We start from the raw sequence: 24,157 nt of genomic DNA on the forward strand, positions 1-24,157 counted from the left end.
CTCCTTAAGCTAAAATATTATAACAAAAACTTTTTCTATGAATATCAGAAAGTCCAAAGGTCTTTATCTCCTCTATGTGCTCTTTGGTACCATAACCTTTGTGCTTATCAAAATTAAAAGGATATTTAGAAGAATATTTTATCATCATTTTATCTCTAACGGCTTTTGCCACCAACGAGGCTAACCTTATACAAAAACTCTTCTCATCTCCTTTGGTAATCGCTATACAATCGTAATCCTCTAAATCTATAAAATCCGATAATACTATATCAAAATCTTTAAGATTCTCTAAGGCTCTTTTCATAGCCAGTTTTGTAGCTTTTATTATACCAATATCGTCTATCTCTTGATGAGTAGCTATACCTACGCTGTATTTAAAATACTTTTTTATAGTATCAAAAGCCAGAAACCTATCTTCTTCTTTAAGCTTTTTAGAATCTCCTCTTATAAAAGAGCATTCTTTATGGAAAAAAATATTGATATCATCTACAAAGATGGCTCCCACCAGTAGCGGGCCTGCTAAAGCACCCCTACCAGCTTCATCTACACAAGCCAACGTAAGCCCTCTTTTTAAAAACTGTCCTTCGTAAATTAGGATTTCTTGGATTTGGCTTCTTGTTTGAGCTTTTCGTGAGCCTCTTTTTCCCATGATTTAATCTCTTTAATCTTACGGGCAGCTGTTTTACCTTTTAGTTGTCTCAAGAAGTATAGTTTCGCTCTTCTTACTTTACCGTATTTTACAAGCTGTATACTGTCTATATTTGGGCTGTAATACGGAAATGTTCTTTCTATGCCCACACCATAAGATTCTTTTCTTACAGTAAACATCTTGTTGAGACCCCTATTTTTTATCCTTATCACGATACCTTCAAAACCCTGGATTCTTTCTTTATCACCTTCTTTTATTTTATAGTTTACCCTTATAGTGTCACCCACTTTAAAATTTGGATACTCTTTCCTAGGAGTATATAGTTTCTCTAGCTCTTTAATGTTCATGGCTAAACCTCCAAAATTGTTTTAAACTAATATTATAACATAATATTACAATTTTGGATTAAGCATTTTATCTTTGTCTATAGGTAAGCCTGTCTCAGTGGATAGGCAAGGAGCCCTAAATAGCGAGCCATGCCACACGCCTTGCAGCGTCTTTATCATTACTATTACATAAAAAGTGGTGAGCATAGCTATCTCAACACCTGATAGTATCTTGACAAACTCAAATCCTGTAAAAATCCACACTTGAATAGTGGCTGCCGTAAACACTCCCAATGGGAAGGTAAATCCCCACCACCCCATGTTGAAAGGAAGACCTTCTTTAAGATACTTGAGAGTAGTCATAATAGCCATCGCAAACCACCATAGACCGTAAGCCCACAGAAGCATACCTATCATAAACCCTACTCTGAAGAAAAGCCTTGAAAAAAGTTCAAACTCGGTACCGTAAAAAACCCCAGAAGAAGCCTGACCAAGCAAAAACATTGCTAAAGCACCAGTTCCAATAGGTCCAAGCACCAGCCATATAGAAACTGCCATATCCTTTGGTGGTAGACCATGTACCGCAAGCCTAAAAAATAAAATTACCAATATACTCATTGCAAGCGGTACTGACAAAGACCATAGTATATAGCTTGTATATACAATATACTGAGCATGAATTTGATCAACGTGAGGAGCCACAAAACCACCAGACGCCGCTGTCACCTCTGAAGGAACAATAGGCAACAGCCACACCCCTGTCATTTTATCTAAGCTATGCTCCTGGGATATAAACATATAAAATGGCACCAAAAACCCACTTATGATAGCTAAAAAAGCGTCTATCCACCAAAGGTAGTAGTCTAAATGAGCATATATGTTGCCATAGAATAAAATAAAACCATTTACTATAGTGGCAAAACCCATAGGTATAGCACCTATGAACATGGACTGCACTGGGTGGTGCAACATTCTTTTAGCACCTTCAAAGAAAAATATCCATCTTGCTATAAAAAGAATCGATATAATGCTAAAAAATACTATATTTAGCTCCCATATAAACTTTGTTATAGGTATCATATAGGGAAAATGGTATGGAGAGTTGTGTAAGTCTATGGCTACTATACCTGTGCCCATCGTCAGGGTAAACCAGTTTGGCGTGAAATTTTTCACTATATCCAAAGGATGACTCAAAGCTTGAAAAGGTTTATAAAATTTTTTAGCTTCCATGAACATATTTTAATGGTTTTTATATTCTTATGCAACATAGATACAACTATCTGTAATGAGTGAGCATTTTTTTATTTCCTTATATTCAACAAATGATATATACCATAATGAGTAATTTCATTGTAAACGCTTAATTTTTAAATACCATTAACTTATGCCAAAAGTAATAGTAGCCAAAAATGCTGGTTTTTGCTATGGGGTAAAAAGGGCTATAACCCTTGCAGAAAGAGCCGCCAAACAACAAGAGAAAGTCTATACCCTTGGACCTCTTATTCACAATCCTCAAGAAGTTAATAGGCTATCTAACATAGGTATAAAAACTGCGAACGATACAAACATAGATAAAGACGCCACGGTAATAGTCCGCTCTCACGGCATATCTCCAGAAAAGGAAAGATTTCTAAAGAGCACTTTCTCAAATGTAGTAGACGCTACGTGCCCTTATGTTAAGGCAGTACACGAGGCTGTAGTATCGCTTGCAAAAGAAGGTTACTTTGTAGTAGTGATAGGCGAAAAAGACCATCCGGAAGTGCAAGGCACTATAGGATATTTAGAAGAGGCAAAAGGCAGATACAAAGTAGTGGATTCTTTTGAAGACTTGGAAGATATAGAAGAAGATAAAATAGGCGTAGTGGCTCAAACTACCCAAAACGAAATATTTTTTGAAAATGTGGTTTTAAAGCTTTTAAGAAAAGCAAAAGAATTAAAGGTTGTAAATACTATCTGTAACGCTACAGAGGAGCGCCAATCAGATATATACGAGCTTGCTCCTATGGTGGATGTTATGATTATAATAGGCGGTAAAAACAGCGGCAACACAAAAAGGCTTTTTGAGATAAGCAAATCTTTAAACGAGCGCTCTTATCACATAGAAACCAAAGATGAGATAGACCTTTCTTGGTTGGAAAATGCTGATACAATAGGTATAAGCGCTGGAGCTTCTACACCAGATTGGATTATAGAAGATGTAAAACATTTTTTGGAAAATCATGAAAACTTCACAAAAAAGCTTTAAAATTATAGATATTACATTCTTAAGGAGTTTTTTATGAGAGAACTTAAACTAGAATCTTCAAAAAGTTTTCATATACCATCTTATGTATGGTACGCCTTGGCAGGCGTTGGTATATCCTTGATTTTAGGCTTATCTGGGCTCAACAACCTTCTTTTATACAAGATCGCCTTTTTTGCTTATGCTATATCCTTTTTTGTTTATTTTGCTTTTGTTATTTTAAGAAACAACTTCTTTTCTAAGCTATCTACTGGAAGTTTGAGTCTAGCCGTAATGCTCAACTTATCCGCGATGATAGCCAGAATGTTAGATAGCTATAAAATGGGTCTTTTTCACCCACCCTGGACAGACCTTTTTGAAGCCCTAACCTTTTGGTCTTTTATAGTGGGTGTTGTTTATCTTTATATAGAGCAAAAGTACGGCTATAAAATAATGGGTAGCGTAGTGAGTTTTTTCATAAGCGGCATATACCTTTTTGCCATGCTAAAAGCCGACCCAAATATAGAACCTCTTATGCCATCTCTTAGAAGCTACTGGCTTTATATACACGTTTTAACGGCATTTTTGGGTTATGCTGGTTTTACGGTGGCTTTTGCAGCAGCAGTATTTTACCTGATAAAATATTATTCACCGGCATCTTTAAAAGCTAAACTACCACCAGAAGACGTTCTTGACGAAATAGCGTACAAGTCTGTAGCTATTGTATTTCCCATATGGACAGCTTCTATAATACTTGGGGCCGCTTGGGCTGATGAAGCTTGGGGTGGTTATTGGTCTTGGGACCCAAAAGAGGTTTGGGCTTTGATAGTGCTTCTTTTCTTCGGAGCTTACCTACACGCTCGCTATATGATGGGGTGGAAAGGTCCCAAAGTAGCTTGGATGGTGGTGATAGGCTTCATAACAATACTTATATGTTTCTTTGCTATAAACTTGTATTTTCCAGGGCTACATAGTTACGCAAAATCCTAATCTTTTGATGTTTTGATGAATTGGCTAAAAATAGATAATGCCCTAAAAAGCTTTTTAGAAGAGGATATAGGCTGGGAGGATATAACCTCCTCGCCATTGCCTGATGATTTAAACGCCAAAGGCATTGTAAAGGTAAAAGAATCCGGTGTTGTAAGCGGTCTCATATTTGCAAAAAGGGTTTTCGAGCTTTTAGGAGTTAAAAATATCACATTAAAAGCCAAAGACGGAGATTTTATCAACAAAAAAGATATAGTAATGGAAGTTTCTGGTAGTGCGAAGGCTATTCTTATGGGAGAAAGGGTAGCTTTAAACCTCATACAATCTTTGTCTGGTATAGCCACTGAAACTAGGTTCATGGTAGACAAGATAAAAGATTTTGGAGTAAAGCTACTTGATACAAGAAAAACCACACCAGGATATAGATTTTTTGAAAAATATGCCGTTAGAACTGGTGCTGGGATAAACCATAGGTTTGCCCTCTACGATATGGTTTTGATAAAAGACAACCACATAAACTTATATGGTGGCATATCAAAAGCCGTAAAAGAAATTAGAAAACATCTGTCAATGGCTTACAAGATAGAAGTGGAGGTAAGCAATTTTGAGCAACTTGAAGAAGCTCTTAGTCTTGATATAGATATTGTGCTTCTTGATAATTTTAGCGTAGATGATGTCAAAAAGGCTATAGAACTTGTAAGAAAAAAATCTTCTATAAAAGTAGAGCTTTCGGGGGAGATAAACAAATCAAACATAGAAGAGTATGCCAAAGCAAGACCTGATTATATATCCTCTGGAGCTATAGTTCACTCTTCCAAATGGTTGAACGCCAGCATGGATATTCTAATATAAGCATCTCTTATAAAAATATTTTTTATTTTTCTTTCATATATCTTGACAGCAAGATTTTTAGTGATATAATAGTAATTTGAAAACACGTAAAGGAGGTTTACCATGACAAAAACAGAATTAGTTAGTTATGTGGCTCAGCAAGCTGACATAACAAAGGCAAAAGCTGAAAAATGTGTTAATGCTGTATTTTCTGCATTGGCAGAAAGCCTAAAGAAAAAAGAAAGAACCACCATACCAGGTTTTGGCACATTTACAGTAAGCACAAGAAAAGCCAGAACCGGTAGAAATCCAAAAACTGGCCAAGAGATAAAGATACCAGCAAGAACCACAGCTGTTTGGAGACCATCTAAAGAACTAAAAAAATTAGGCTAAAATAAAAATAATGGCGGTGCTCAACATATAGCACCGCCTTTTAAGAGCAAAAGCGGTGAAAAAAGACCTAACAGAGCTTATTAAAAGCGGAGATTCTTATCAGTCTAACGATTTTATAAGCGAAAGAACAGCCTCAGACTATGTGGCAAAGTATCTTATAAGCTATATAACCATTGAGCTTCAAAACATACCCAAAGACCACTGGGAAAAAACGGTTAAAACATGGTTAAAAATAATAGCTTTAGCTAAAAGCCTCCAAAACAATATGCAAAGAAGTATGTTTTACCAAGAGAATAAATTTGATATGGTGATGGAAGGTATTTTAGAGGACGTAATACATACGATAAATGGCTTCCAATCAATAAATTTACTTTCCAAAGACTTTAAACCCTACGAACTTATAAAAAAATCCCTTGAGCTTATTCTAAAATATCAAAAACATACAGAATATCAATTATTTGAAGAGCCTTTTAACTATCTTTGCAAGCTTTTTGATGTTAAAACCTAAAAAATCCTTTGGTCAAAATTTTTTAAAATCAAAAAATATAGCAAACTCCATAGTAGAGCTCTTAGATGTAAAAGAAGATGATACGCTTATAGAAATAGGACCGGGGCTTGGTGCTTTAACAGAGTTTTTATACCAAAAGCCCAAAAAAGAGCTTATCTTAGTAGAGCTTGACAAAGATATTTTTAAGCTTTTAGAAGAAACATACAAAAATGCCAAACTGTTAAATATAGACGCTTCAAAGCTTGATTTATCAATCTATGAAAAGGCAAAGGTAATAGGAAACCTGCCTTACAACATGTATGCAAATATACTCATAAACATGGTAAATCAAGAAGAGCATATATCAAAAATGGTTTTTATGCTTCAAAAAGAAGTAGGAGAGAGGCTTATCTCAAACTCCAAAGACAAATCTTGGCTTTGGGCTTATGTAAACACGTATTTTGAAGTGTCTTACGCTTTTAGCGTACCAGGTAGATTTTTTAATCCAGTACCAAAAGTGGTATCCGGTGTGGTGGTATTTGATAAAAAACCCAAAACTCCGAGGCTTGATAAAGAAGATTATAAAGTTTTCTTAAAAAAGATATTTGCAAACAAAAGAAAGATGCTAAAACAAAAACTTGATGTTGATGAGAAATACGCTAAAAAAAGAGTAGATGAACTTTCTATTGAAGAGATTTTAGATATTTATAGCACATTTTCGTGTCTTAGCAAAAACGCCTTCACATCAACCCCAGCGTTATAACCACCTATATGATTTTTATCTTTATAAAATCCATTAAACACCACTCTATGACAAGGTATAAATATAGGAAGAGGGTTTGATTTCATAGCAGTGGCTATAGTCCTTTGATGTAACCCTAACTCGTTACCAAGCTCCTTATAGCTTATCACCTGACCAAACTTTATCTTATTTTTAAGATATATGTATATATCTTCATACCTTTTTGGCATGTAAAATATATCGTTGTTTTCTATATCTTTTTTTCTTAAAAAATATTCATCAAACGCATCTTTGATGTCCTTTGGTATATGTTCTTTTTCTTGGGATATTGAAGGCTTTAGATAAAAAATCTTATCTTTTTTTGCATATATATAAATGCAAATATTTTGATATCTATACACAAACATATCTAAAATGATAAAAAGCGGGTGCAAAACACCCGCACAAGGACAAAGCTATGAAAAACTCCTTCCTCTCTTTCCTCCCAAGCATAGCATATTTTTATTAAAAACTTAAAATACTGTTCTTAAAGCAAGTGTCCAGTCTGTAAAAGATTTGAGTTGGTTGTTTCCATTTGCTGTAGCATTTTTAAGGTCAGAGTTTGGAGATACGATTTGAGCACCTAGTGACATGTTGGCGTTTAAACCATCTATGTAGTAGTTAAAGAATATGTCCGTCATAGAGATTTTGCCGGTGACAAAACCAGTCTGTTGGCCAGTCATAGGATTTATTCCTACATAGTAGTTTTTATTTTCATCCTCTTCATATCTTAATACTAGAGCTGGTTTTCCTATACCTACATATCTATCGTATAAAAGCTGTGTTTGAAGGTAATAACCTTGAGCTTCTGGTTGACCGTATACAGTTTGACCTTGAAAATTTTTATAAGAGGCATAACCTAAATCTTTTTGATCAAGCCATGCCGCTTGGAAGTTTGGTACAAAATCCCCAAACTTCTGCTCCCACAATACGTCAAATGTGTAGGCTTTTGCTGTGGTGGAGGTACCTGGCATTGGTGTTCCTAAACCTTGAGGGCAATACCCTGTCTGTCCTGTTAAAGCATCTGTGCCACACTCTATTTTTTGTTGTTGGTAGGCAAAGGCGAATGTAAGGGTATTTTGTTTGCCTAAAAATGTATCTTCATCTACATAACTGGGTGTACCCTTGTATCCAAGCATTGTAGGTGTAAACTCTATCCTAAATCCATATTTTAGATTGTTTTTACCATTGAATGTATTCGTCGTCCCAGGAACAGGTGTTTCATAATCATATTTGCCGTTACCTGCCATGAGATAGTACTTTATCATGGCATCTTTGCCTATATCACCCCAAAGGGCTATACCTAAATCCCGGTAAGAGTTACCCACATCAGAACCAAATGTAAATGGCACAAGAGGATTTATAAAAGTTTTAAAACTTGAGCTATTCAAAAGCGATTTACCGTCTGTATTTATCTCAGATATACCTGGGTTGTAGTTTTCGAGGGGTACGATGAAAGAGTATAGGTCACCAAGAGCTACTCTTGACCATGGGTCTAAGAAAAGACCAGCCATAAGTTGGGCTTGTGGCATAAACTTAAAGTTTATAAAAGCGTCTTTTATAAGGGTATATTGCATACCCCCGTGTTTTCTTGCAGAACCATCAGGTAAAGTCGTGTTATCCGCAAAATCAATGTTTGCTCCAAATTGGACTATTGGATTTATTTGACCTGAGAAGTAGAGCCTTGCGTTTTCCACAGAGAAGTTTACACCGCTGTGGTCGTTGGTGGTAACCTTACCGTTATCCTGAGCCCATATGGCGAGCTTGAGGCCTACATTGGCAAACTCGTTGTCGTTGGCTTTTAAAAGTATAGCGTTGGCGCTATGGGTTGGTATCATGGCAATACCAAAAACAGAAAGCGCTAATAGCAGCTTCTTTTTCATACAAACCTCCTTAGTTAATTGATAGAGATATTATATTTGTGAATTGTTAATTTTTCATTAAGATTTCATTTTATCTTTATAAGATAATCAATATTATAATGTGTTTATATATTTTTATATATTTTATAGTTAGCTTATTTGGTCTAATCTTTCAATTAAAAGCTCTATATCGTCTTCTTCGGTAAGTCCGAGATGTTCTAAGAGCTTTCCTACGCTTACCCATTTTTTTAAGACCATACCTTGGGTGATGAGTTTGTCAAAAGGCTCTACATGGTCTATAAGCCCTATATCGTATAAAAACTTTTCAAAAAACCTTGAATAAAGAAGGTGAAGCACAGCGTGTTCTATACCACCTATATATATATCTACGTTCATCCACTTGTTGGCTATATCTTTATCAAAAGGAAGCTTGTCGTTTTTTGGGTCTGTAAATCTCAAAAAATACCAAGAGGAGTCAAAAAACGTATCCATCGTGTCCGTTTCTCTTCTTGCTTTGGAGCCACATTTTGGACACGTGGTATTTACAAAGCTCTCAGAATGCTCTAAAGGGTTTCCATGACCTGTAAAGGTTACATCTTTTGGAAGCAACACTGGTAAATCTTCATAAGGTACTGGGACGATACCGCAGTTTTCACAGTGTATCATAGGTATAGGAGTACCCCAGTATCGCTGTCTTGATACGTTCCAGTCTTTTATCTTGTAGCTAACTTTTTTTTGAGCTAAGTTTTTGGCTTTTAAAAACTCTAAAATTTTTTCTTTGGCCTCATCTGAAGAAAGTCCGTCAAAAACACCAGAGTTTATAAGCGTGCCTTTTTCTTCATATGCTCTTTCATTGAAATCGTGCTCATACTCTGGTTTTATCACAGGGATTATGTCAATGTTGTAAGCTTTTGCAAAATCAAAATCCCTTTGGTCGTGGGCAGGCACCGCCATTATAGTGCCAGTCCCGTACTCCATCAGGATGTAGTTTGCCACATAAACAGGTATTTTTTTGCCGTTGACTGGATTTATAGCGTATAACCCTGTGAAAACCCCTTCTTTGGAAGAAGCAGTGCCTCTTTCCTTAGTGGATATGTGAGACATTTTTTCTAAAAAAGCTCTAACTTCTTCGTTTTCTTTGGCTATCTCTTTTGCCAGAGGATGCTCTGGGGCTATCGCCATAAAGCTTACACCAAATATGGTATCTATTCTAGTGGTAAAGATTTCTAAATATTCGAAATCCTTTATCTTTTTTTCAAGGGGAAACTTTACCAAAGCGCCTTCGCTTTTTCCTATCCAATTTCTTTGCTGGGTTATAACCTTCTGAGGCCATTTTCCTTCTAAAAGCTTCAAATCTTCTAAAAGCCTTTCTGCATAGTCTGTAACTTTTATATACCAAGAGGGGATTTCTTTTTGAACTATGATGGTCCCGCATCTCCAACATTTACCATCTATCACCTGCTCGTTGGCAAGGACTGTCTCATCCACTGGACACCAGTTTACAGTAGCAGTTTTTCTATAGACCACCCCTTTCTCGTACATTTTCAAGAAAATCCACTGATTCCATTTGTAGTAATCAGGATTGCAGGTAGCTATCTCCCTATCCCAATCGTAAGAAAATCCAAGAGACTTTAATTGAGCTCTCATGTAATCTATATTTGAGTAAGTCCAAACATCTGGTCTTAGGTTGTTTTTGATGGCGGCGTTCTCTGCTGGAAGCCCGAAAGCATCCCATCCCATCGGGTGAAGCACACTATATCCTTCCATGCGCTTTAAGCGGGCTATGGCATCTCCTATGGTATAGTTTCTCACATGCCCCATGTGTATTTTGCCAGAGGGGTATGGAAACATCTCAAGCACGTAAAATTTGTTTACAGGCTCTTGTTTTTTAGATGCTTTTTCCCAGTGCTCTTGCCACTTTTTTTCTATGCTTTTAAAATCCATATCAATAGTCAAAAAGCATCGCTTTAGCCACTTCTTTCGCCTTTTCTTTTGAAGTTAACTTTTCTAAAAGCCTAAAACCAAAGAGCATAGCTGTAGCTGGTCCTCTACTGCTTGTTATATTTTCATCCTCTACCACAGGTTCTTCTTTGTAAAGAGATTCATTAAATTCAAGTTTCACAGAAGGATGAGAGGTAATTTGTTTGTCTTTTACTATACCAGCTTCTTTTAATACAAGAGGCCCTGCACATATAGCGCTTACATATTTTTTCTTGTGGTTTATCTGTTCTATAAGATTTTTTACCTCTTGGCTTTTTTTTAGATTTTCAACACCTGTCATACCCCCTGGTATTACCACCATATCAAGACTATCTATATCTTTTAACTCCTCTATCGTGATATCAGTTTCGACTTTTACATTCCTAGCGCTTGGTATGACTTTGTCTTTCACACCTACTATCACCACTTCTACCCCACCCCTTCTTAGTATATCTATAGGAGCTATGGCCTCTATTTCTTCAAAACCAGGAGCTAGCAAAACCGCTACTTTAGCCATCATTCCCTCCTTTTTATATCAAACTTTACCTCTTTGGTCCACTCTGGTCTTCTGTTTAACCAACTCATCATATTGTCAAAGGACCTTGAGTAGCAAACCTCACACATCAAAGTCCCATCGTCCATTATCTTGGAGTTGTCATCGCAGCATTCTGTGATATTCCAAAATTCGTAATTATCGTGAAGTATTAGCTTCCCGCAGCTTTTGCATTCATAGAGTTTATAGTTTTTAGCTTTTAGTATAGATTCTATATTTTCATTCGTGACCTCTTGCTCTAAAATGTTTGACAAAAACTCAAGCTGTCCTTTTGAAAATTCCATAAGCTTATGCCACTTCTTCGTGAGCTTCTGCCATCACCATCTTTATAGCGTTTCTTTTTAGCATATCAGAGCATACATATACACAAAGAGCACAACCTTTGCATCGGTTGGTAACTACGTAAGCGTGATGTTCGTTGTCATCGTACATAAGGGTGTTTGGCTCTGGGCAAAAAAGCGTACACTGTTTGCAGTTGTATTTGCTACATTCGTCATTTATAACTTTAGCTACATAATACATACGTCATGCCTCCTTTAAAAAATGGGATAGTTAATATATTATAACATTTGTTCAGAGTGTCAATATGTCTTTTTATAGTATAAGCGTTTTTGAGCTTTTTATAAGAACATTTTTATATCCTTCTTTAGTTTATGGTTTATAATTATATTCTAATACTTATGGAGGTATAAGTCATGCTACATGCCTTTTTTGCGATGTTTACCGGCGTTTATGCCCTAACGGCTTTTGTTGCCTATCTTCTAGTATTTACACTTTATAAAAAGAAATCCATTATGCTCTTTGGGCTTACAAACCATGGATTGTCAGTAATTTTTGGAGTCTTAGCGGTACTAACTGGCTTTGGTGCTCAAAGAATATCCTATGTTATGGTAAAAGCACCAGCACTGTTTTTGTTTTTGCACAAGTGGATTGCGATATTCTCGGCTCTTTATCTAATAGGCACTTTTATGTACCTTTGGATAAAACAAGAAGAAGCTGGCAGGATAAAAGGTATAGCAATAGCTGTAACAGGCTTGTTTTTCTGTCTTTTAACAGTATTTTTAGGGCTTGATATCATATTTGATTTTGTAGCAAGATAATATATTAACTTAAATGAGTGTATTAGAACGTATAAACAGTGTTTTGGATATAAAAGAGCTTTCAAAAGAGGAGCTTAGCATTTTAGCCAAAGAGGTAAGAGACCTTATTATAGAAGTTACTTCTAAAAACGGGGGTCATGTAGCCCCAGGGCTTGGGAGCGTAGAACTAACTATAGCTCTTTTGAGAGCGTTTGATGTGCCAAAAGATGTAATCGTATGGGATATAGGCCATCAAGCCTATCCATGGAAAATACTAACAGACAGAAAAAATGTATTCTATACACTAAGAAAAAAAGACGGTATATCTGGTTTTTTAAAAAGGGATGAAAGCATCTACGACGCTTTTGGAGCTGGGCATAGCTCTACATCTATATCGGCGGCAGAAGGTTTTCGAGTGGCCAAAGACCTTTTAAAGGATGATTCCTACACTGTAGCTGTTATAGGAGATGGAGCCATGACTGCCGGCATGGTATACGAAGCTTTAAACAACATAGGACATCTACACCACGATAAATTTATCATAATATTAAACGACAACGAGATGTCCATATCCAAGAATATAGGTGCCATATCTACATATTTCAACAAGCTTATAACAGGTAAATACATTCAGGATACCAGAACAAAAATAAAACATATATTAGATAAGGCTGGTTTTGTACCAAAACGCTTTGCAAAGCTTACAGAAGAGTTTGTAAAAGGGTTTGCCACACCAGGTATATTGTTTGAAGAGCTTGGTTTAAACTACATAGGTATCATAGACGGCCACGATGAAGAAGCCTTAGAAACCACTCTGAAAAACGTTAAGGCTATGGAAGGACCAGTAATAGTACATATCGTGACTAAAAAAGGCAAAGGCTATGAACCAGCAGAAGAAAACCCAGTTAAGTGGCACGGTGTTGCCCCCTACAAAAAAGAATCCGGAGAGGCCTCTAAAATATCAGGCGGTAAATCTTGGACCCAATGCTTTTCGGAAGCACTTATTAAACTAGCAGAAAAAGATAACAAAATAGTAGCCATAACACCAGCTATGAAAGAAGGTTCTGGTCTTGTGGATTTTGCCAAAAAATACCCAGATAGGTTTTTTGACGTTGGTATAGCAGAACAGCATGCAGCCACTTTTTCCGCTGGTCTTGCCGCAGGTGGCTTGAAACCTATCTTAACTTACTATTCTACTTTTATGCAAAGAGCTTACGATCAGATAATACACGATATAGCACTTCAAAACCTAAATGTAGTATTTGCTGTAGATAGAGCTGGTTTGGTGGGAGAAGATGGCCCTACACATCACGGTGTGTTCGATATATCTTTTTTAAGCTGCATACCAAACATTATCATATCTTCTCCAAAAGACGATTTAGAGTTGTTGGACCTTTTGTATACTGGAATAAACGCAAGAAAACCTTTTGTCGTTAGATATCCAAGAGGAGAAGCTATTCTATCTAAAGAGAAAAGAGAACCAAAGCTTTTAGATATAGGTAAATGGGAGATTGTAAAACCCGGTAAGGACGTTGCAATACTCACGCATAGCTACCTCGTAAAAGAGGCGTTGGAAGCTTCTTATGATTTGGTTAAAGATGGTATAGATACAGAGGTAATAAACGCAAGGTTTATAAAACCATTAGATGAACACATGCTTTTAGATATAGCAAAAAGATTCAACACGGTTATTACGATAGAAGACAACGTACTAAAAGGCGGTTTTGGAGCGTCGGTGATAGAATTTTACAACGATAACATGATAAAAGTTGATGTTTATAGGATAGGTATACCCGATAAGTTTATAGAGCACGCTTCCCAAAAAGAGTTAAGAGAGATGTTTAAGCTCACAAAAGATGGTATTAAAAGCTTTATACTTAACAATGTTGCTACTTACCAAAAGCTAAAACACTTTTAACACTATAAAAGATAGGTTGTCCTTTAAATGGTTTTGATAAGATAAAATATAATCCTTTATATCCTTTGGCTCTTTGTTGGCTATATCCTCCAATATACCTTTTATATCACATATACCATCTGTAGACACAAAAAAGATATCCTCTTTTTTTATATCCCCTTCATTTTTATAAACATCTATATTCCAATTTATGCCAAGTGCTTTTACATACTTTTTTTTGTTTTCTACGCTGCTTTGGTCTTTAGTAAGCTGTATTAGGCTTTTATCACGAATGAGAAATATCTTTGAATCACCCACATGATACACATAGTACTTAGAAGAAGTCAAATCACATTTTAATACGCTAAGAGTGGTCCCACATATAAATCCATCTGCATATTTACTGAGCCTATTTATTATCTCTTTATTTATTTTTATAAAAGTCTTGTCTAAATCCTCTAAGTTTTTTTCTAAAACTTGTATTGCCACCTTAGCGGCCAGCTTCCCAGAGTTTTTATCTCCCATGCCATCCGCCACTGCAAACACATTATCTTTTACAAGCATTTCATCGCTTTGATAATTCTTCTCTCCTATCACTTGTCCACATTCGTAAACTATCTTCATAAAATCTCGTGAGTTTTAAGATACTCTCTTAGTTCTATAGCATTTTGAAATCTTTTGTTGTAATCGCATTCTAAAAGCATTTTTATAAACTCTCTGGTCTTTTGCGGTATATCTTCTGATATTTTGTAATCGCAGTTTTTGTTTCTTTTTAGCTTTGGAACATCGCTCTCTATCTCAAATGGATCTTTCTTTGTAAGAATATAGTGAAGCAAAGCTCCCATTGAGAATATATCGCTTGATGGGTATATCTCGTTTCTGAATATCTCAGGCGCTATATAACCTATGGTGCCCTTTACCGATATCAAAGATTGGCCCTTTTTTGTTTTTAAAAGCCCAAAATCCCCCAACTTCCAAACAAGACCCTTTAGTATCTTTTTACCAAACACGTTGTCGGGTTTTATATCGCTGTGTATGTAACCCATCTGATGCAAAAAAGCAAGACCGTTTGTCGTGTCTGTAAAAATTTTTAAAACATTTTCTTTTGTAAGTGTTTGATTTGCTATGTATTCTTTTAAATTCCCAGTATCCATTAGCTCGTATATCACATACAGCTTTTTTTCATCTTTCTTATAAAGATAGCTTATCAAAGATATTATGTTTGGATGTCTTAAAAGTATCAAGGACTGAACTTCTTTCCAAAGATACTCTATAGCATAGTCATCTTTTGCTATCTTAAGAGCAAACTCTTTCCACTTGTATTTACCTTTGAGCCCCTCCACTTTGTATACTTTACCAAACTCACCTTCTCCAAGGATACCTACTATCCTATACATATCTAAAACTATATCACCTATCTCCATCGTAATAAACCTTCTTTAAGTATAATCCATGTGCCTTTGCAGTATAATTTGATATTTTTTTGGCTTTTAAAAAATCGTTTATATCATCTATAGATATATCACCTTGAGCGTAAGATAGCATAGTCCCCACAATGCGCCTTACCATATACCTCAAAAATCTATTTGCAGTAATGGATATCTCCACCAAAGGGTAATCTATCTTAACGTTTATATGTTCTACAAAGCAAAACGTATTGTCATCCTCTGGTTCTTTTGCAAATCCTCTAAAATCTTGATATCCTAAAAACATGCTTCCAATGCTTATAAATTTTTCCAAATCTGTGGGCTTATAAACTAGCATAGCTCTATCTTGCAAAAATGGTGAATTCTTTTCGTCAAAAAAAAGCTTATACATATATGTTTTTTTAAAAGCATCAAAACGAGCGTTAAAGACCAAAGGCACTTCCTCTATATTATGCACTTTTATATCCTTTGGCAACGCACTATTTAGGGCTCTTTTTAAAAAGCTTAAGTCTTTATCGTAATCCATCTTAACGTTAAAAACAAACTCTACAGCATGTACTCCTTTGTCTGTCCTTGAGCATCCTATGGCTCTTATCTTTTGTTTTATGGGTTTTTTCTTGTTTACTATATAGGAAAGCTTCTCTTCTACCTCTCCCTGGATAGTGGGTACGTTTGGTTGATATTGCCAACCGCTGTAGTTGGTACCTAAAAAAGATATGGTAAACTTGTAATTTTTCACTCCGCCAAGGTATTCTTTAAATATAATTTTGTGATATATTCCATCACCATTCTATTTGTATTAAAATATGTAGCAACGGTTGCCACGGACATCTTCATTACATTTAGATATTTACCAAAACTGTTGTAATAAGTGGGTAGTATTATATACCTAAGCTTGTTGTAAAGGTCGTGGATTTCCTCTTTATCCCATTCTGGTTCTAGTGCTATATCTTCCCAAGAGGTTTTTTTACCTATGGACCATCCATTTATATTTTCCATACATCCTTCTATCCACCATCCATCTAGTATAGAAAAGTTGGGAACGCCGTTTAAAGCGGCTTTCATACCACTAGTACCAGATGCTTCTAAAGGTCTTTGAGGTGTATTGAGCCATATATCAACGCCTGATACAATCACTTTTGCTTTGTTCATGTCGTAATTTTCTATAAAAGCTATCTTCAGCTTGTTGGTCTTGGATTTTGCGTAGTCTTTAGCATCAAATATTTCTTTTATAATTGCCTTACCCTCTCCATCAAGAGGATGAGCTTTACCAGAAAACACTATTTGAAGACCGTTAAAATCGTTTGCTATATCTATAAGCCAGTCTAATTCTTTCAAAATCATATGATTTCTTTTATAAGCGGTAACACGCCTTGCTACGCCTATAGTAAACCAGTCCCTTGAAAAGGAAGCATCGGTTTGGGAATTTACAAGATCTATAAGGTCGTCTTTGGCATTTTGATGGGCTTCTACAAACTTTTGGTCTGGCAAGTTTACTATTTGTCTCAACAAAGATGGGTCTTCTTCCCAGCCTCTTACAAACTCTGTATAAAGCTTTTTATGATGAGGAGAAACCCACCTTATATGATGTATGCCGTTTGTTACATACTCTAACTTATGCCCTTCAAAGATGCTTTCCGATACATATTTATGTTTTTTTGAAACCGCCGCCACAGTCCTAGATGCTTTTAAAGACACCCAAGATAGATTGAATTCTTGGTCGTGGTCAAAAAGCGGGTCCATGTTTACATCTTTTATATAATCTTTCAAATAAGTTCTAACATCTTCTATAGGAAACTTATCAAAAGCAGCAGCCACAGGAGTATGCGTTACAAAAACCACCCTATTTTTAACCTTTTCTATGTCTTTTAGGTCTTTTAAAAGCCCTATAGTAAGAAACGCAGAATGACTTTCATTTATATGATAAACCATTATTTTATAGCCCAAAGCTTTTAGAAGTTCATACCCACCTATCCCAAATATTATCTCTTGAAGCATTCTATCTTTACCCTGAGCAAGATAAAGCCTATCAAATATCTGTCTTATCTCGGGCGTATTTTCTTTTAGATTTGTATCCAAAAATATCACAGGCACCACATGACCACCTATGCCCATCATATCGTACTTCCAGGCAGTCACATATACATCTTGACCGTTTATTGGGATTTTAACCTTTATATCTATAGGTTTTAAATATTTTGCCGGGTCCCATGCTTGGGGAAAATCCGTCTGGGCCCCGTGGGCTGTTAGATGCTGAGAAGTATACCCTTTTCTCCAAAGTATAGTCACGCCTACTGAAGGTATCTTCAAATCTGCAAGACTTTGAAGAGTATCCCCTGCCAATACTCCTAATCCACCGCTATAAGTGGGGATATATGGCTCTACCCCACATTCCATTACAAAGTAAGCAATCATAAAAATTATTTTATCAGATTGTCAAACTCTTTGTACATCGCTTCCTTAGAGTTTGCTATACCTGTTTCTACATTCCCTTTAGGACCCACAAAAGTAGGTGTCCCGTTTACCCCTAAACGTTGCAAAAATTCTATATTGCTCTTTACTTTTTCTACACCTTTTTTACAGGGATTTTTTGGCACTGGAGCACTGTACATAAATTCCAACATACTGTAGCTAGAGTTGTTATCACACAAAAGCTCTGCAGATTTTCTTATAGAACCAGGATGCAAAGAACCATTTGGAGTTTGCACAGGATACAAAATGACTTTGATTGCTATGTGATTCTTTTTAGCCCATTCTTTAAGAGGATTTTCGGCTTCATGACAAAATGGGCATTGAGGATCTGTAATAAAGTATATAAAATTCTTAGCGTTTTTAGAGTTGTATACAAAATCCACATGCTCTTCTAGCTCTTTTAACTGAGCGCTTGATAGTTTCTCGTATTTTGATAAATTAGGGGCTACCAAGGATTTATGCTTTAAGTCTATCACTTGGCCTTGTATTATGTAGTGTGCGTCTTTGCTTATAAAAAAATATTGAGCATTTAAAGGAGACACTTTAAACACCACTTCACAAAAACCTTTAAGCCTTTTTGAGGGAGATATATCTACTATATTCATAGAAGATGGAAGGTTAAATTCTTTTAACACATTTTGCACCTTAGTTTTTGAGGGACAACTAGAGGCATAAGCATTGCCCAACAAAGCTCCCATAATACTCAAACCAACAAACAACTTTTTATACATGTTAAACCTCCTATATGCTGATAAGCCATTATATCATACAAAGATGAACATATTATGAAAACTCTTTCATTTTATCCAAAACATCTTTTGGTTTTACAAAACTCAAACACTCAAAGGTTTTTGTTTTACAGCTTTTAGGATTTATAGAGCAAGGATGACAGAAAAGGTTTGGCTCAAGATAGGTCCCTAAGATAGGATAAAATCCATAGGACGATGATGTAGCACAGTATATAGATATAGCCCTTTTACCAAAGGCATTTGCTATGTGTATAGAAGATGAGTCGTTTGCAATCACAAAATCGGATAAACTTATTATGGCCATAAACTCTTTCAAAGAGGTAAGCCCGGAAAGATTTTTCACATGTTTAATGTTATTAAAAGCTTCTAAACAAGTATCAGCCAATATTACTACAGGCCTATCAAGTGCTTTTGCAAGCTCTAAAAAATACTCTTGTTTCCATGTTTTTAGAAAAAAATTAGATTTTGGGGCAATAACTACAAAAGATGACGGCAAATCAAACTTACTTTTTGCAAGCCAAAGCGCATCATCTTCTATATATAGCTTTGGAGGTTTTGGTGTTATTTTTTTTGATGTTAAAAGCTCTAGAAGTTGTATATTTCTTTGTATTTCATGGACACCTTTCTCTTGATAACGCACTAAATCTGTATAAAGAAGCTTACCCTCAGACCTGTCAAAACCTATACGTCTTTTAATACCAGACATATACAATATAAGAGCGCTCCTCAAAGACATATGTAAAGACAAAACTACGTCATAACGTTTTATAGCTTTTAACATATAAAAGGATTCTTTCCAAGTCTTGTCGTAAGGATGAAGATTTATTTTATAGCCTTGTAAAACATCCTTTACAAACGGTCTTCCTACAAAACCAACGTTGTAATCACCAAATATTTCTAAGGCATTTTGCAAAAGAGACGTGGCCAAAACCACATCCCCTAAATAAGCCGTTTGCCAAATTAGTACCTTCAATAACTTTTAAAAGCTTATAGCGGTTATTTTCCAAGAGCCGTCTTCTTTTGATACCGTAAAGGTTATATCACGCTCCATACGTTCATTGTCCTTAGTTTCCAAAGTAACCTTTACCTCTGAGTCAGATATTTTTGATACATTTTTAATTTTCCAAGATTTTACAAAAGACATTTGCCCCTCTAACGTGGCTCCTAAAGCTTCGTAAGGCTTCATCTCTACCAACGCTAACGGAAGCTTCACTTGAGATTCTAAATTTTCTCTAAGACTTGGGTCAAGCTTTCTTATGGCTTTCATAGGATGGTGGTCTTTTAGATTTGATACAAAATCAGACACCAAGTCCCTTGAAATGCCTTGAGGTGAAGAACCACAAGCTCTAAAAAGCAAAAAGACAGCCCCTAAGGCTACTATTCCTATAACGATTTTCTTCTTTGACATGCTTAGGACCTCCTAGATTTATTGATAAGATAATTGTAAATATGCTTTGCAGCTTCTTTGCCCTCTTTTAAAGCTCTTACTACCGTATCACCACCGTTTACCACATCTCCAGATGCAAATATACCATCTACTGAGCACATATAGTGTTCATCCACTTCCAAAGTACCCCACTTTGTGGTTTTTAAATTTAACTCCTCAAAAGCTATTGGATTTGGTTTTTGTCCTATGGCTAGCACTACTGCATCACAATCTATAACAAAATCAGAATTTGGAACCTCAACAGGTTTAGGTCTTCCAGATTCATCTGGTTCTCCAAGCTCCATCTTCACACAACGAAGCCCCTTTACAAACCCTTGTTCATCACCTATTATCTCTTTTGGTTGGGTGAGCCAGTGTATTATAGCGCCCTCTTCTTGAATATGGTCCCACTCTTCATCCCTTGCAGAAGAAGTCTCTCTAGTCCTTCTATAAACCACATGAGTTTCTATACCAAACCTTATAGCGCTTATAGCACAATCGACAGCGGTAAATCCACCCCCTATAATAGCTACTTTTTTTATATCGGCCATAGGACATCCAAGAGCTATATTCATAAGAAACTCGATGGCAGAATATACATTTATTAGATTGTCTCCTTTTATACCTAAATTTCCCCTACCGGCACCAACACCTATAAAAACTGCATCAAAATTATCTTTTAACTCCTTTAAAGATATACTCCTACCTATCACTACGCCAGTATGAAATACAACACCCATTTTCTTTAGTCTATTTATTTCATACTCTAGTACTGATTTATCCAACCTTGCATTGGGTATACCATAAAACATCACACCACCAAGCTTAGGAAGGGCTTCGTAAACTTCTACGTCTATACCTTTCCTAGCTAGTTCATAGGCACACCCCAAAGACGCTGGTCCAGAACCCACTATAGCCACTCTATAGCCCTTTTTCTCTTCTACTTCTATATCAGGCTCTATACCAGATATCCTTACAAAATCTCCTACAAATTTTTCCAAGGCACCTATATTCACAGGCAAACCTTTGTTTCTTTTGTTTCTTACCGTATCAAAATAAAGTATACAAGCACCTTCACATTGTCTTTCTTGAGGACACACCCTTCCGCATATTGAAGGGAATATATCCGTTTGAGTAATTATCTTGTAAGCCTCCAATATATTACCTTCTGCTATCTTTGAAATAAACCCTGGTATATCTACATTTATAGGACATCCTCTTATACACCTTTTATCAGCATCTTTACAAAGTATACAACGTTTTGCCTCATCTATAGCCAAGTTTATTGTATAACCAAGGGCGTACTCTTCAAAGGTTTTTGTACGCCTTTCCACTGGCATCAAAACTTCTTGGTTTCTATCGTAATACCTTATCTTCTTCATAGCTCAGCTCTTCCTAGAACGCACCAACACTTCTTTTAGTATGAGGTGCCTTCTACTTAAATCGTCAAAATCTATCTTACTGGCATCAAGCCAAGGACCCTCTACACAGGGAAGTTTTATTTTACCATCGTATTGTATCCTACAAGCCAAACAAAGCCCCACTGTACAAAGCATCCTTGTAATGACAGAGCATATAACCTCTTTGCCTTCATAAATGCTAACTAACTCTTTTGCTAACTCATTAGAACCTGCGCTTACTATAACATCATAGGATTTGCCGTTTTGCCCAAAGGTATCTATGCTGCTATATTCATATACGTTGTTAAATATGGTTGTAAAAGATTTTACATCTTCAAGATTCACGCTTTCAGTATCTATAAAAGCAAGGTCTATATTGTTTTTTGATTTTAGATGTTTTGCAATGTTATAGATTCCAGCAAATCCCCAATTTATACTTACAAAAAGTATATTTTTACCCTCCAACAAAGGAAACGGCTTCCCTGCAGGTCCTTCTACATAATAAAGCCTTTGACCAACTTTTATATTGTCAAATATCTCTATATTTAAAACATCATCTGATTTTTGTAACAAAAATGTTATCGTATTTTCATTTTCACTGGCGTCCATTATGAAAAGAGGCAGCCTTTCGGGCTTTTCTTGATATTGCATCACAAAAAACTGACCTGGTTTTGCTTTTGAAAGATACAAGCTTCTTAGTTTTATTAGTTTTAGGCTTTTAGATATATCTAAAACCTCAAGCACTTCAGCCATTTATAAAATCCCTTATATCAAATATAACAGTAGAACAACAGTTTGGTGATATATGAGGTTTCATGCCAAATTCTAGGCTTTGAGACACTATCCCCTCGGCTGGAAAAGCTATGCCGTTTGCTCCTGCTAACATCGCGTAAGTATCAAAAGCTAAGCGATATTCTCCTGCAGGCCTTGCACATCCTATTATTATAGGATTTTTTGGCATTCTCTTCCTAGCGTAAAGTATAACCTCTGCAGCCTCTTCTGCACTCGGTGGTTTTACAAGCTGGTATCTAGCGTTTCCATAATAAGGCATAACTACCACAAGCACCAAAGCATCCGGGTCATATTTGGCTATCATGTCTACTGCGTTAAACTCTCCCCTTATTTTGCCATAATGAAGTCCGATTATTATATGAGGCACTATCTTTAAACCATATTCTTTTAAAAGCCTCATAGACTCATCGTAATCTTTTGTAGTTTTATGTGGAAGTTTATAAACCTTGTGTATAGTTTCATCCTCTCCTATTATGTCTAGAAGCACAGCGTCTACTTCTGCTTCTTTAAGCGTTTTTGCCAATCTCTCATCCACCAACCCAACGTGGCATGTTACTGTAAGACCAAGCTCTTTCTTGGCGTATATCATAGCATCTTTGTAATCGTATAATTCTACCACGTTATCCTTGTTTGAGCCTCCGGATATCAATATACCGCCAACGCCGGACTTTTTAAGTTCTCCACATACTCTTATTAAATCCTCAGGGGAAGTGGCCGGTATCATGTGATGAAGTATTTTAGAAGCACAATGATCGCACATAAGCTCGCATTTTTTTCCAGTGATAGATATATCCACAAACCTCGGCTTAGAAACGGTTTTAAAATCTTCTACTTCGTAATGTTTAAAACCAGGACCATAAAAAAATATATTTTTGCCAAAATGCTTTTCTTTTGTTTGTAAGCCAGTTTTCAGCTTTTCTAAAAAAGATTCATCTATTTCAACATCTATCATACAAACTTCACCTCAAAATGTAATAATTTCGGCTCCTTGGTCTATAAGCTCTAAAAGTTCTGGTCCAATAGCCAATACATTTATACCTTTTTCTTCGTTGTATTCTTTTTCTCCTAGCTTTGTAGAGTTGTTGATACATGCCATAGTGGTAATACCCTTTTCTAAAAGCTTATAAAACAACTCTTTGAGATGGGGGATATTTTCTATCTGTCTTGGGACTTTTACACCATCAGCCCAAAAGAAAAATCTAACATCGAACCTTGAGTCTTCCGATGCCCTTAAAGCAAATCTCATACTCATCTCTACTCGTAATTCACTTGTATTTACATCGGACATCAAAACAACGGCAAATTTCTTCATTAGATATACCTCAATTAATTTTTAAATTTAAAAGCCCTACTCAAAAAGAGTAGGGCATAGATTATATTAACCGCAGGAAATACCTTTTTCTTTAGCTATGGCACCAAGCTTCTCTACTGCTTCAGCACCTTTTAAAAGCATAGAGACCTCAGATGGATTGGTGGGTTTTATCTTAGCTATCCAACCAGCACCGTATGGGTCATCGTTTGCCAAAGCTGGATTAGCCTTAACAGCATCGTTTATCTCCACCACCTCACCGCTCAAAGGTGATGGAACAGGACCAACCCACTTACCGCTTTCGATGGTAGCTACAGACTTTCTTCTTTCCACAGCCTTTCCGGGCTTTTTAGGTGTATAGGCCACAAGCCTACCAGCCATAGCCGCCGCCACAGATGTGAGACCTACTGTAAACGTGCCATCACCGTTATCTTTTGCCCATGTGAAGGCGTTGGCCTCTGCGTCTACGTCGTAAAGTAAATCTTCTGGGATGTTGCACCCGTTTACTACTGCCATATTTATAACCTCCTATTTAA

The 24,157-nt window shown here is 36.2% G+C and carries 29 protein-coding genes; 8 read left to right on the forward strand and 21 right to left on the reverse strand.

The annotated features are described in order from the left end of the window. Window positions 1–4 precede the first annotated feature (4 nt). From ACYQZV_RS00255 to ACYQZV_RS00265, 3 genes are read right to left on the reverse strand one after another with little or no spacing between them, the layout of a single operon-like run. Window positions 5–649 (reverse strand): ribonuclease HII, encoded by a 645-nt coding sequence (locus ACYQZV_RS00255; RefSeq protein WP_459891997.1) that lies wholly within the window; start codon window positions 647–649, stop codon window positions 5–7. Further along, complete coding sequence (rplS, locus tag ACYQZV_RS00260; protein ID WP_459891999.1) at window positions 592–996, reverse strand: 50S ribosomal protein L19; 405 nt, start codon at window positions 994–996, stop codon at window positions 592–594. Before rplS ends, ACYQZV_RS00255 begins: the two co-directional genes overlap by 58 nt. A 45-nt stretch (window positions 997–1,041) precedes the next feature. Beyond that, complete coding sequence (locus ACYQZV_RS00265) at window positions 1,042–2,205, reverse strand: TDT family transporter (RefSeq protein WP_459892001.1); 1,164 nt, start codon at window positions 2,203–2,205, stop codon at window positions 1,042–1,044. Between the two features lie 154 nt (window positions 2,206–2,359). On the opposite strand from ACYQZV_RS00265, the gene ispH reads away from it, so the two are divergent. The 6 genes from ispH to rsmA all read left to right on the forward strand — a co-directional run bounded on the left by ispH (window position 2,360) and on the right by rsmA (window position 6,657). Next, window positions 2,360–3,220, forward strand: coding sequence for a 4-hydroxy-3-methylbut-2-enyl diphosphate reductase (ispH, locus tag ACYQZV_RS00270; RefSeq protein ID WP_459892003.1), 861 nt, complete (start codon window positions 2,360–2,362; stop codon window positions 3,218–3,220). 33 nt (window positions 3,221–3,253) lie between these two features. Then, window positions 3,254–4,186 carry a c-type cytochrome biogenesis protein CcsB gene (gene ccsB, locus ACYQZV_RS00275; RefSeq protein WP_459892005.1) on the forward strand — a complete coding sequence of 311 codons (933 nt, stop codon included), beginning with the start codon at window positions 3,254–3,256 and terminating at the stop codon, window positions 4,184–4,186. A 15-nt stretch (window positions 4,187–4,201) separates the two neighbouring features. After that, window positions 4,202–5,035, forward strand: a complete 834-nt coding sequence (gene nadC / locus ACYQZV_RS00280; RefSeq protein WP_459892007.1) for a carboxylating nicotinate-nucleotide diphosphorylase — start codon at window positions 4,202–4,204, stop codon at window positions 5,033–5,035. Between the two features lie 102 nt (window positions 5,036–5,137). After that, window positions 5,138–5,407, forward strand: a complete 270-nt coding sequence (locus ACYQZV_RS00285; protein WP_012514093.1) for an HU family DNA-binding protein — start codon at window positions 5,138–5,140, stop codon at window positions 5,405–5,407. A gap of 55 nt (window positions 5,408–5,462) precedes the next feature. Continuing rightward, the gene (locus tag ACYQZV_RS00290) at window positions 5,463–5,915 is read left to right on the forward strand and encodes a hypothetical protein (RefSeq protein ID WP_459892009.1); all 453 of its coding nucleotides are present in this window, start codon (window positions 5,463–5,465) and stop codon (window positions 5,913–5,915) included. Further along, window positions 5,866–6,657, forward strand: a complete 792-nt coding sequence (gene rsmA / locus ACYQZV_RS00295; protein WP_459892011.1) for a 16S rRNA (adenine(1518)-N(6)/adenine(1519)-N(6))-dimethyltransferase RsmA — start codon at window positions 5,866–5,868, stop codon at window positions 6,655–6,657. Before ACYQZV_RS00290 ends, rsmA begins: the two co-directional genes overlap by 50 nt. Here rsmA and ACYQZV_RS00300 read toward each other — a convergent pair. The 6 genes from ACYQZV_RS00300 to ACYQZV_RS00325 form a co-directional block, all read right to left on the reverse strand. Then, window positions 6,600–7,043, reverse strand: coding sequence for a methylated-DNA--[protein]-cysteine S-methyltransferase (locus tag ACYQZV_RS00300; protein ID WP_459892013.1), 444 nt, complete (start codon window positions 7,041–7,043; stop codon window positions 6,600–6,602). The genes rsmA and ACYQZV_RS00300 overlap by 58 nt on opposite strands. 105 nt (window positions 7,044–7,148) lie before the next feature. Continuing rightward, the gene (locus tag ACYQZV_RS00305) at window positions 7,149–8,558 is read right to left on the reverse strand and encodes a porin (RefSeq protein WP_459892015.1); all 1,410 of its coding nucleotides are present in this window, start codon (window positions 8,556–8,558) and stop codon (window positions 7,149–7,151) included. 129 nt (window positions 8,559–8,687) lie between these two features. After that, window positions 8,688–10,481, reverse strand: a complete 1,794-nt coding sequence (gene leuS, locus ACYQZV_RS00310; protein WP_459892324.1) for a leucine--tRNA ligase — start codon at window positions 10,479–10,481, stop codon at window positions 8,688–8,690. A gap of 1 nt (window position 10,482) precedes the next feature. Then, entirely contained in the window at window positions 10,483–11,034 is a 552-nt protein-coding gene (locus ACYQZV_RS00315; RefSeq protein ID WP_459892017.1) for a DJ-1 family glyoxalase III, read from the reverse strand. Then, window positions 11,034–11,354, reverse strand: coding sequence for a hypothetical protein (locus ACYQZV_RS00320; RefSeq protein ID WP_459892019.1), 321 nt, complete (start codon window positions 11,352–11,354; stop codon window positions 11,034–11,036). The genes ACYQZV_RS00315 and ACYQZV_RS00320 overlap by 1 nt, the downstream gene beginning before the upstream one ends. A gap of 4 nt (window positions 11,355–11,358) precedes the next feature. Beyond that, window positions 11,359–11,592, reverse strand: a complete 234-nt coding sequence (locus ACYQZV_RS00325; RefSeq protein ID WP_459892021.1) for a 4Fe-4S dicluster domain-containing protein — start codon at window positions 11,590–11,592, stop codon at window positions 11,359–11,361. A gap of 173 nt (window positions 11,593–11,765) precedes the next feature. Between ACYQZV_RS00325 and ACYQZV_RS00330 the strand changes: the two genes are divergently transcribed. Continuing rightward, window positions 11,766–12,170, forward strand: coding sequence for a hypothetical protein (locus tag ACYQZV_RS00330; protein WP_459892023.1), 405 nt, complete (start codon window positions 11,766–11,768; stop codon window positions 12,168–12,170). A 13-nt stretch (window positions 12,171–12,183) separates the two neighbouring features. Beyond that, the gene (gene dxs / locus ACYQZV_RS00335; protein WP_459892025.1) at window positions 12,184–14,067 is read left to right on the forward strand and encodes a 1-deoxy-D-xylulose-5-phosphate synthase; all 1,884 of its coding nucleotides are present in this window, start codon (window positions 12,184–12,186) and stop codon (window positions 14,065–14,067) included. On the opposite strand, the gene ACYQZV_RS00340 is transcribed toward dxs, so the two are convergent. From ACYQZV_RS00340 to gcvH, 12 genes are all read right to left on the reverse strand, one after another. Continuing rightward, window positions 14,053–14,670 carry a PP2C family protein-serine/threonine phosphatase gene (locus ACYQZV_RS00340; protein ID WP_459892027.1) on the reverse strand — a complete coding sequence of 206 codons (618 nt, stop codon included), beginning with the start codon at window positions 14,668–14,670 and terminating at the stop codon, window positions 14,053–14,055. The genes dxs and ACYQZV_RS00340 overlap by 15 nt on opposite strands. Further along, complete coding sequence (locus ACYQZV_RS00345) at window positions 14,667–15,470, reverse strand: serine/threonine-protein kinase (RefSeq protein ID WP_459892029.1); 804 nt, start codon at window positions 15,468–15,470, stop codon at window positions 14,667–14,669. Before ACYQZV_RS00345 ends, ACYQZV_RS00340 begins: the two co-directional genes overlap by 4 nt. Further along, on the reverse strand, window positions 15,457–16,212 hold the full coding sequence (truA, locus tag ACYQZV_RS00350; RefSeq protein ID WP_459892031.1) for a tRNA pseudouridine(38-40) synthase TruA: 756 nt from the start codon (window positions 16,210–16,212) through the stop codon (window positions 15,457–15,459). Before truA ends, ACYQZV_RS00345 begins: the two co-directional genes overlap by 14 nt. Next, on the reverse strand, window positions 16,209–17,888 hold the full coding sequence (gene glgP, locus ACYQZV_RS00355) for an alpha-glucan family phosphorylase (RefSeq protein WP_459892033.1): 1,680 nt from the start codon (window positions 17,886–17,888) through the stop codon (window positions 16,209–16,211). The genes truA and glgP overlap by 4 nt, the downstream gene beginning before the upstream one ends. A gap of 5 nt (window positions 17,889–17,893) precedes the next feature. Further along, window positions 17,894–18,676 carry a DsbC family protein gene (locus tag ACYQZV_RS00360; protein WP_459892035.1) on the reverse strand — a complete coding sequence of 261 codons (783 nt, stop codon included), beginning with the start codon at window positions 18,674–18,676 and terminating at the stop codon, window positions 17,894–17,896. 52 nt (window positions 18,677–18,728) lie between these two features. After that, window positions 18,729–19,667, reverse strand: a complete 939-nt coding sequence (locus ACYQZV_RS00365) for a glycosyltransferase family 9 protein (RefSeq protein ID WP_459892037.1) — start codon at window positions 19,665–19,667, stop codon at window positions 18,729–18,731. 6 nt (window positions 19,668–19,673) lie between these two features. Next, window positions 19,674–20,102 carry a DUF4878 domain-containing protein gene (locus tag ACYQZV_RS00370; protein ID WP_459892039.1) on the reverse strand — a complete coding sequence of 143 codons (429 nt, stop codon included), beginning with the start codon at window positions 20,100–20,102 and terminating at the stop codon, window positions 19,674–19,676. Between the two features lie 2 nt (window positions 20,103–20,104). Next, window positions 20,105–21,502 (reverse strand): NADPH-dependent glutamate synthase, encoded by a 1,398-nt coding sequence (gltA, locus tag ACYQZV_RS00375; RefSeq protein WP_459892040.1) that lies wholly within the window; start codon window positions 21,500–21,502, stop codon window positions 20,105–20,107. 3 nt (window positions 21,503–21,505) lie between these two features. Continuing rightward, window positions 21,506–22,273: an iron-sulfur cluster-binding protein gene (locus tag ACYQZV_RS00380; RefSeq protein ID WP_459892042.1), complete on the reverse strand. Its 768-nt coding sequence runs from the start codon at window positions 22,271–22,273 to the stop codon at window positions 21,506–21,508. Next, window positions 22,266–23,264, reverse strand: a complete 999-nt coding sequence (gene lipS1 / locus ACYQZV_RS00385) for a LipS1 family lipoyl synthase (protein WP_459892044.1) — start codon at window positions 23,262–23,264, stop codon at window positions 22,266–22,268. The genes ACYQZV_RS00380 and lipS1 overlap by 8 nt, the downstream gene beginning before the upstream one ends. Window positions 23,265–23,276: 12 nt before the next feature. Beyond that, window positions 23,277–23,624, reverse strand: a complete 348-nt coding sequence (locus ACYQZV_RS00390) for a DsrE family protein (protein WP_459892046.1) — start codon at window positions 23,622–23,624, stop codon at window positions 23,277–23,279. A gap of 66 nt (window positions 23,625–23,690) precedes the next feature. Beyond that, complete coding sequence (gcvH, locus tag ACYQZV_RS00395) at window positions 23,691–24,137, reverse strand: glycine cleavage system protein H (protein WP_459892048.1); 447 nt, start codon at window positions 24,135–24,137, stop codon at window positions 23,691–23,693. Window positions 24,138–24,157: the final 20 nt, after the last annotated feature.

The sequence above is a fragment of the Hydrogenobaculum acidophilum genome (assembly GCF_054656715.1).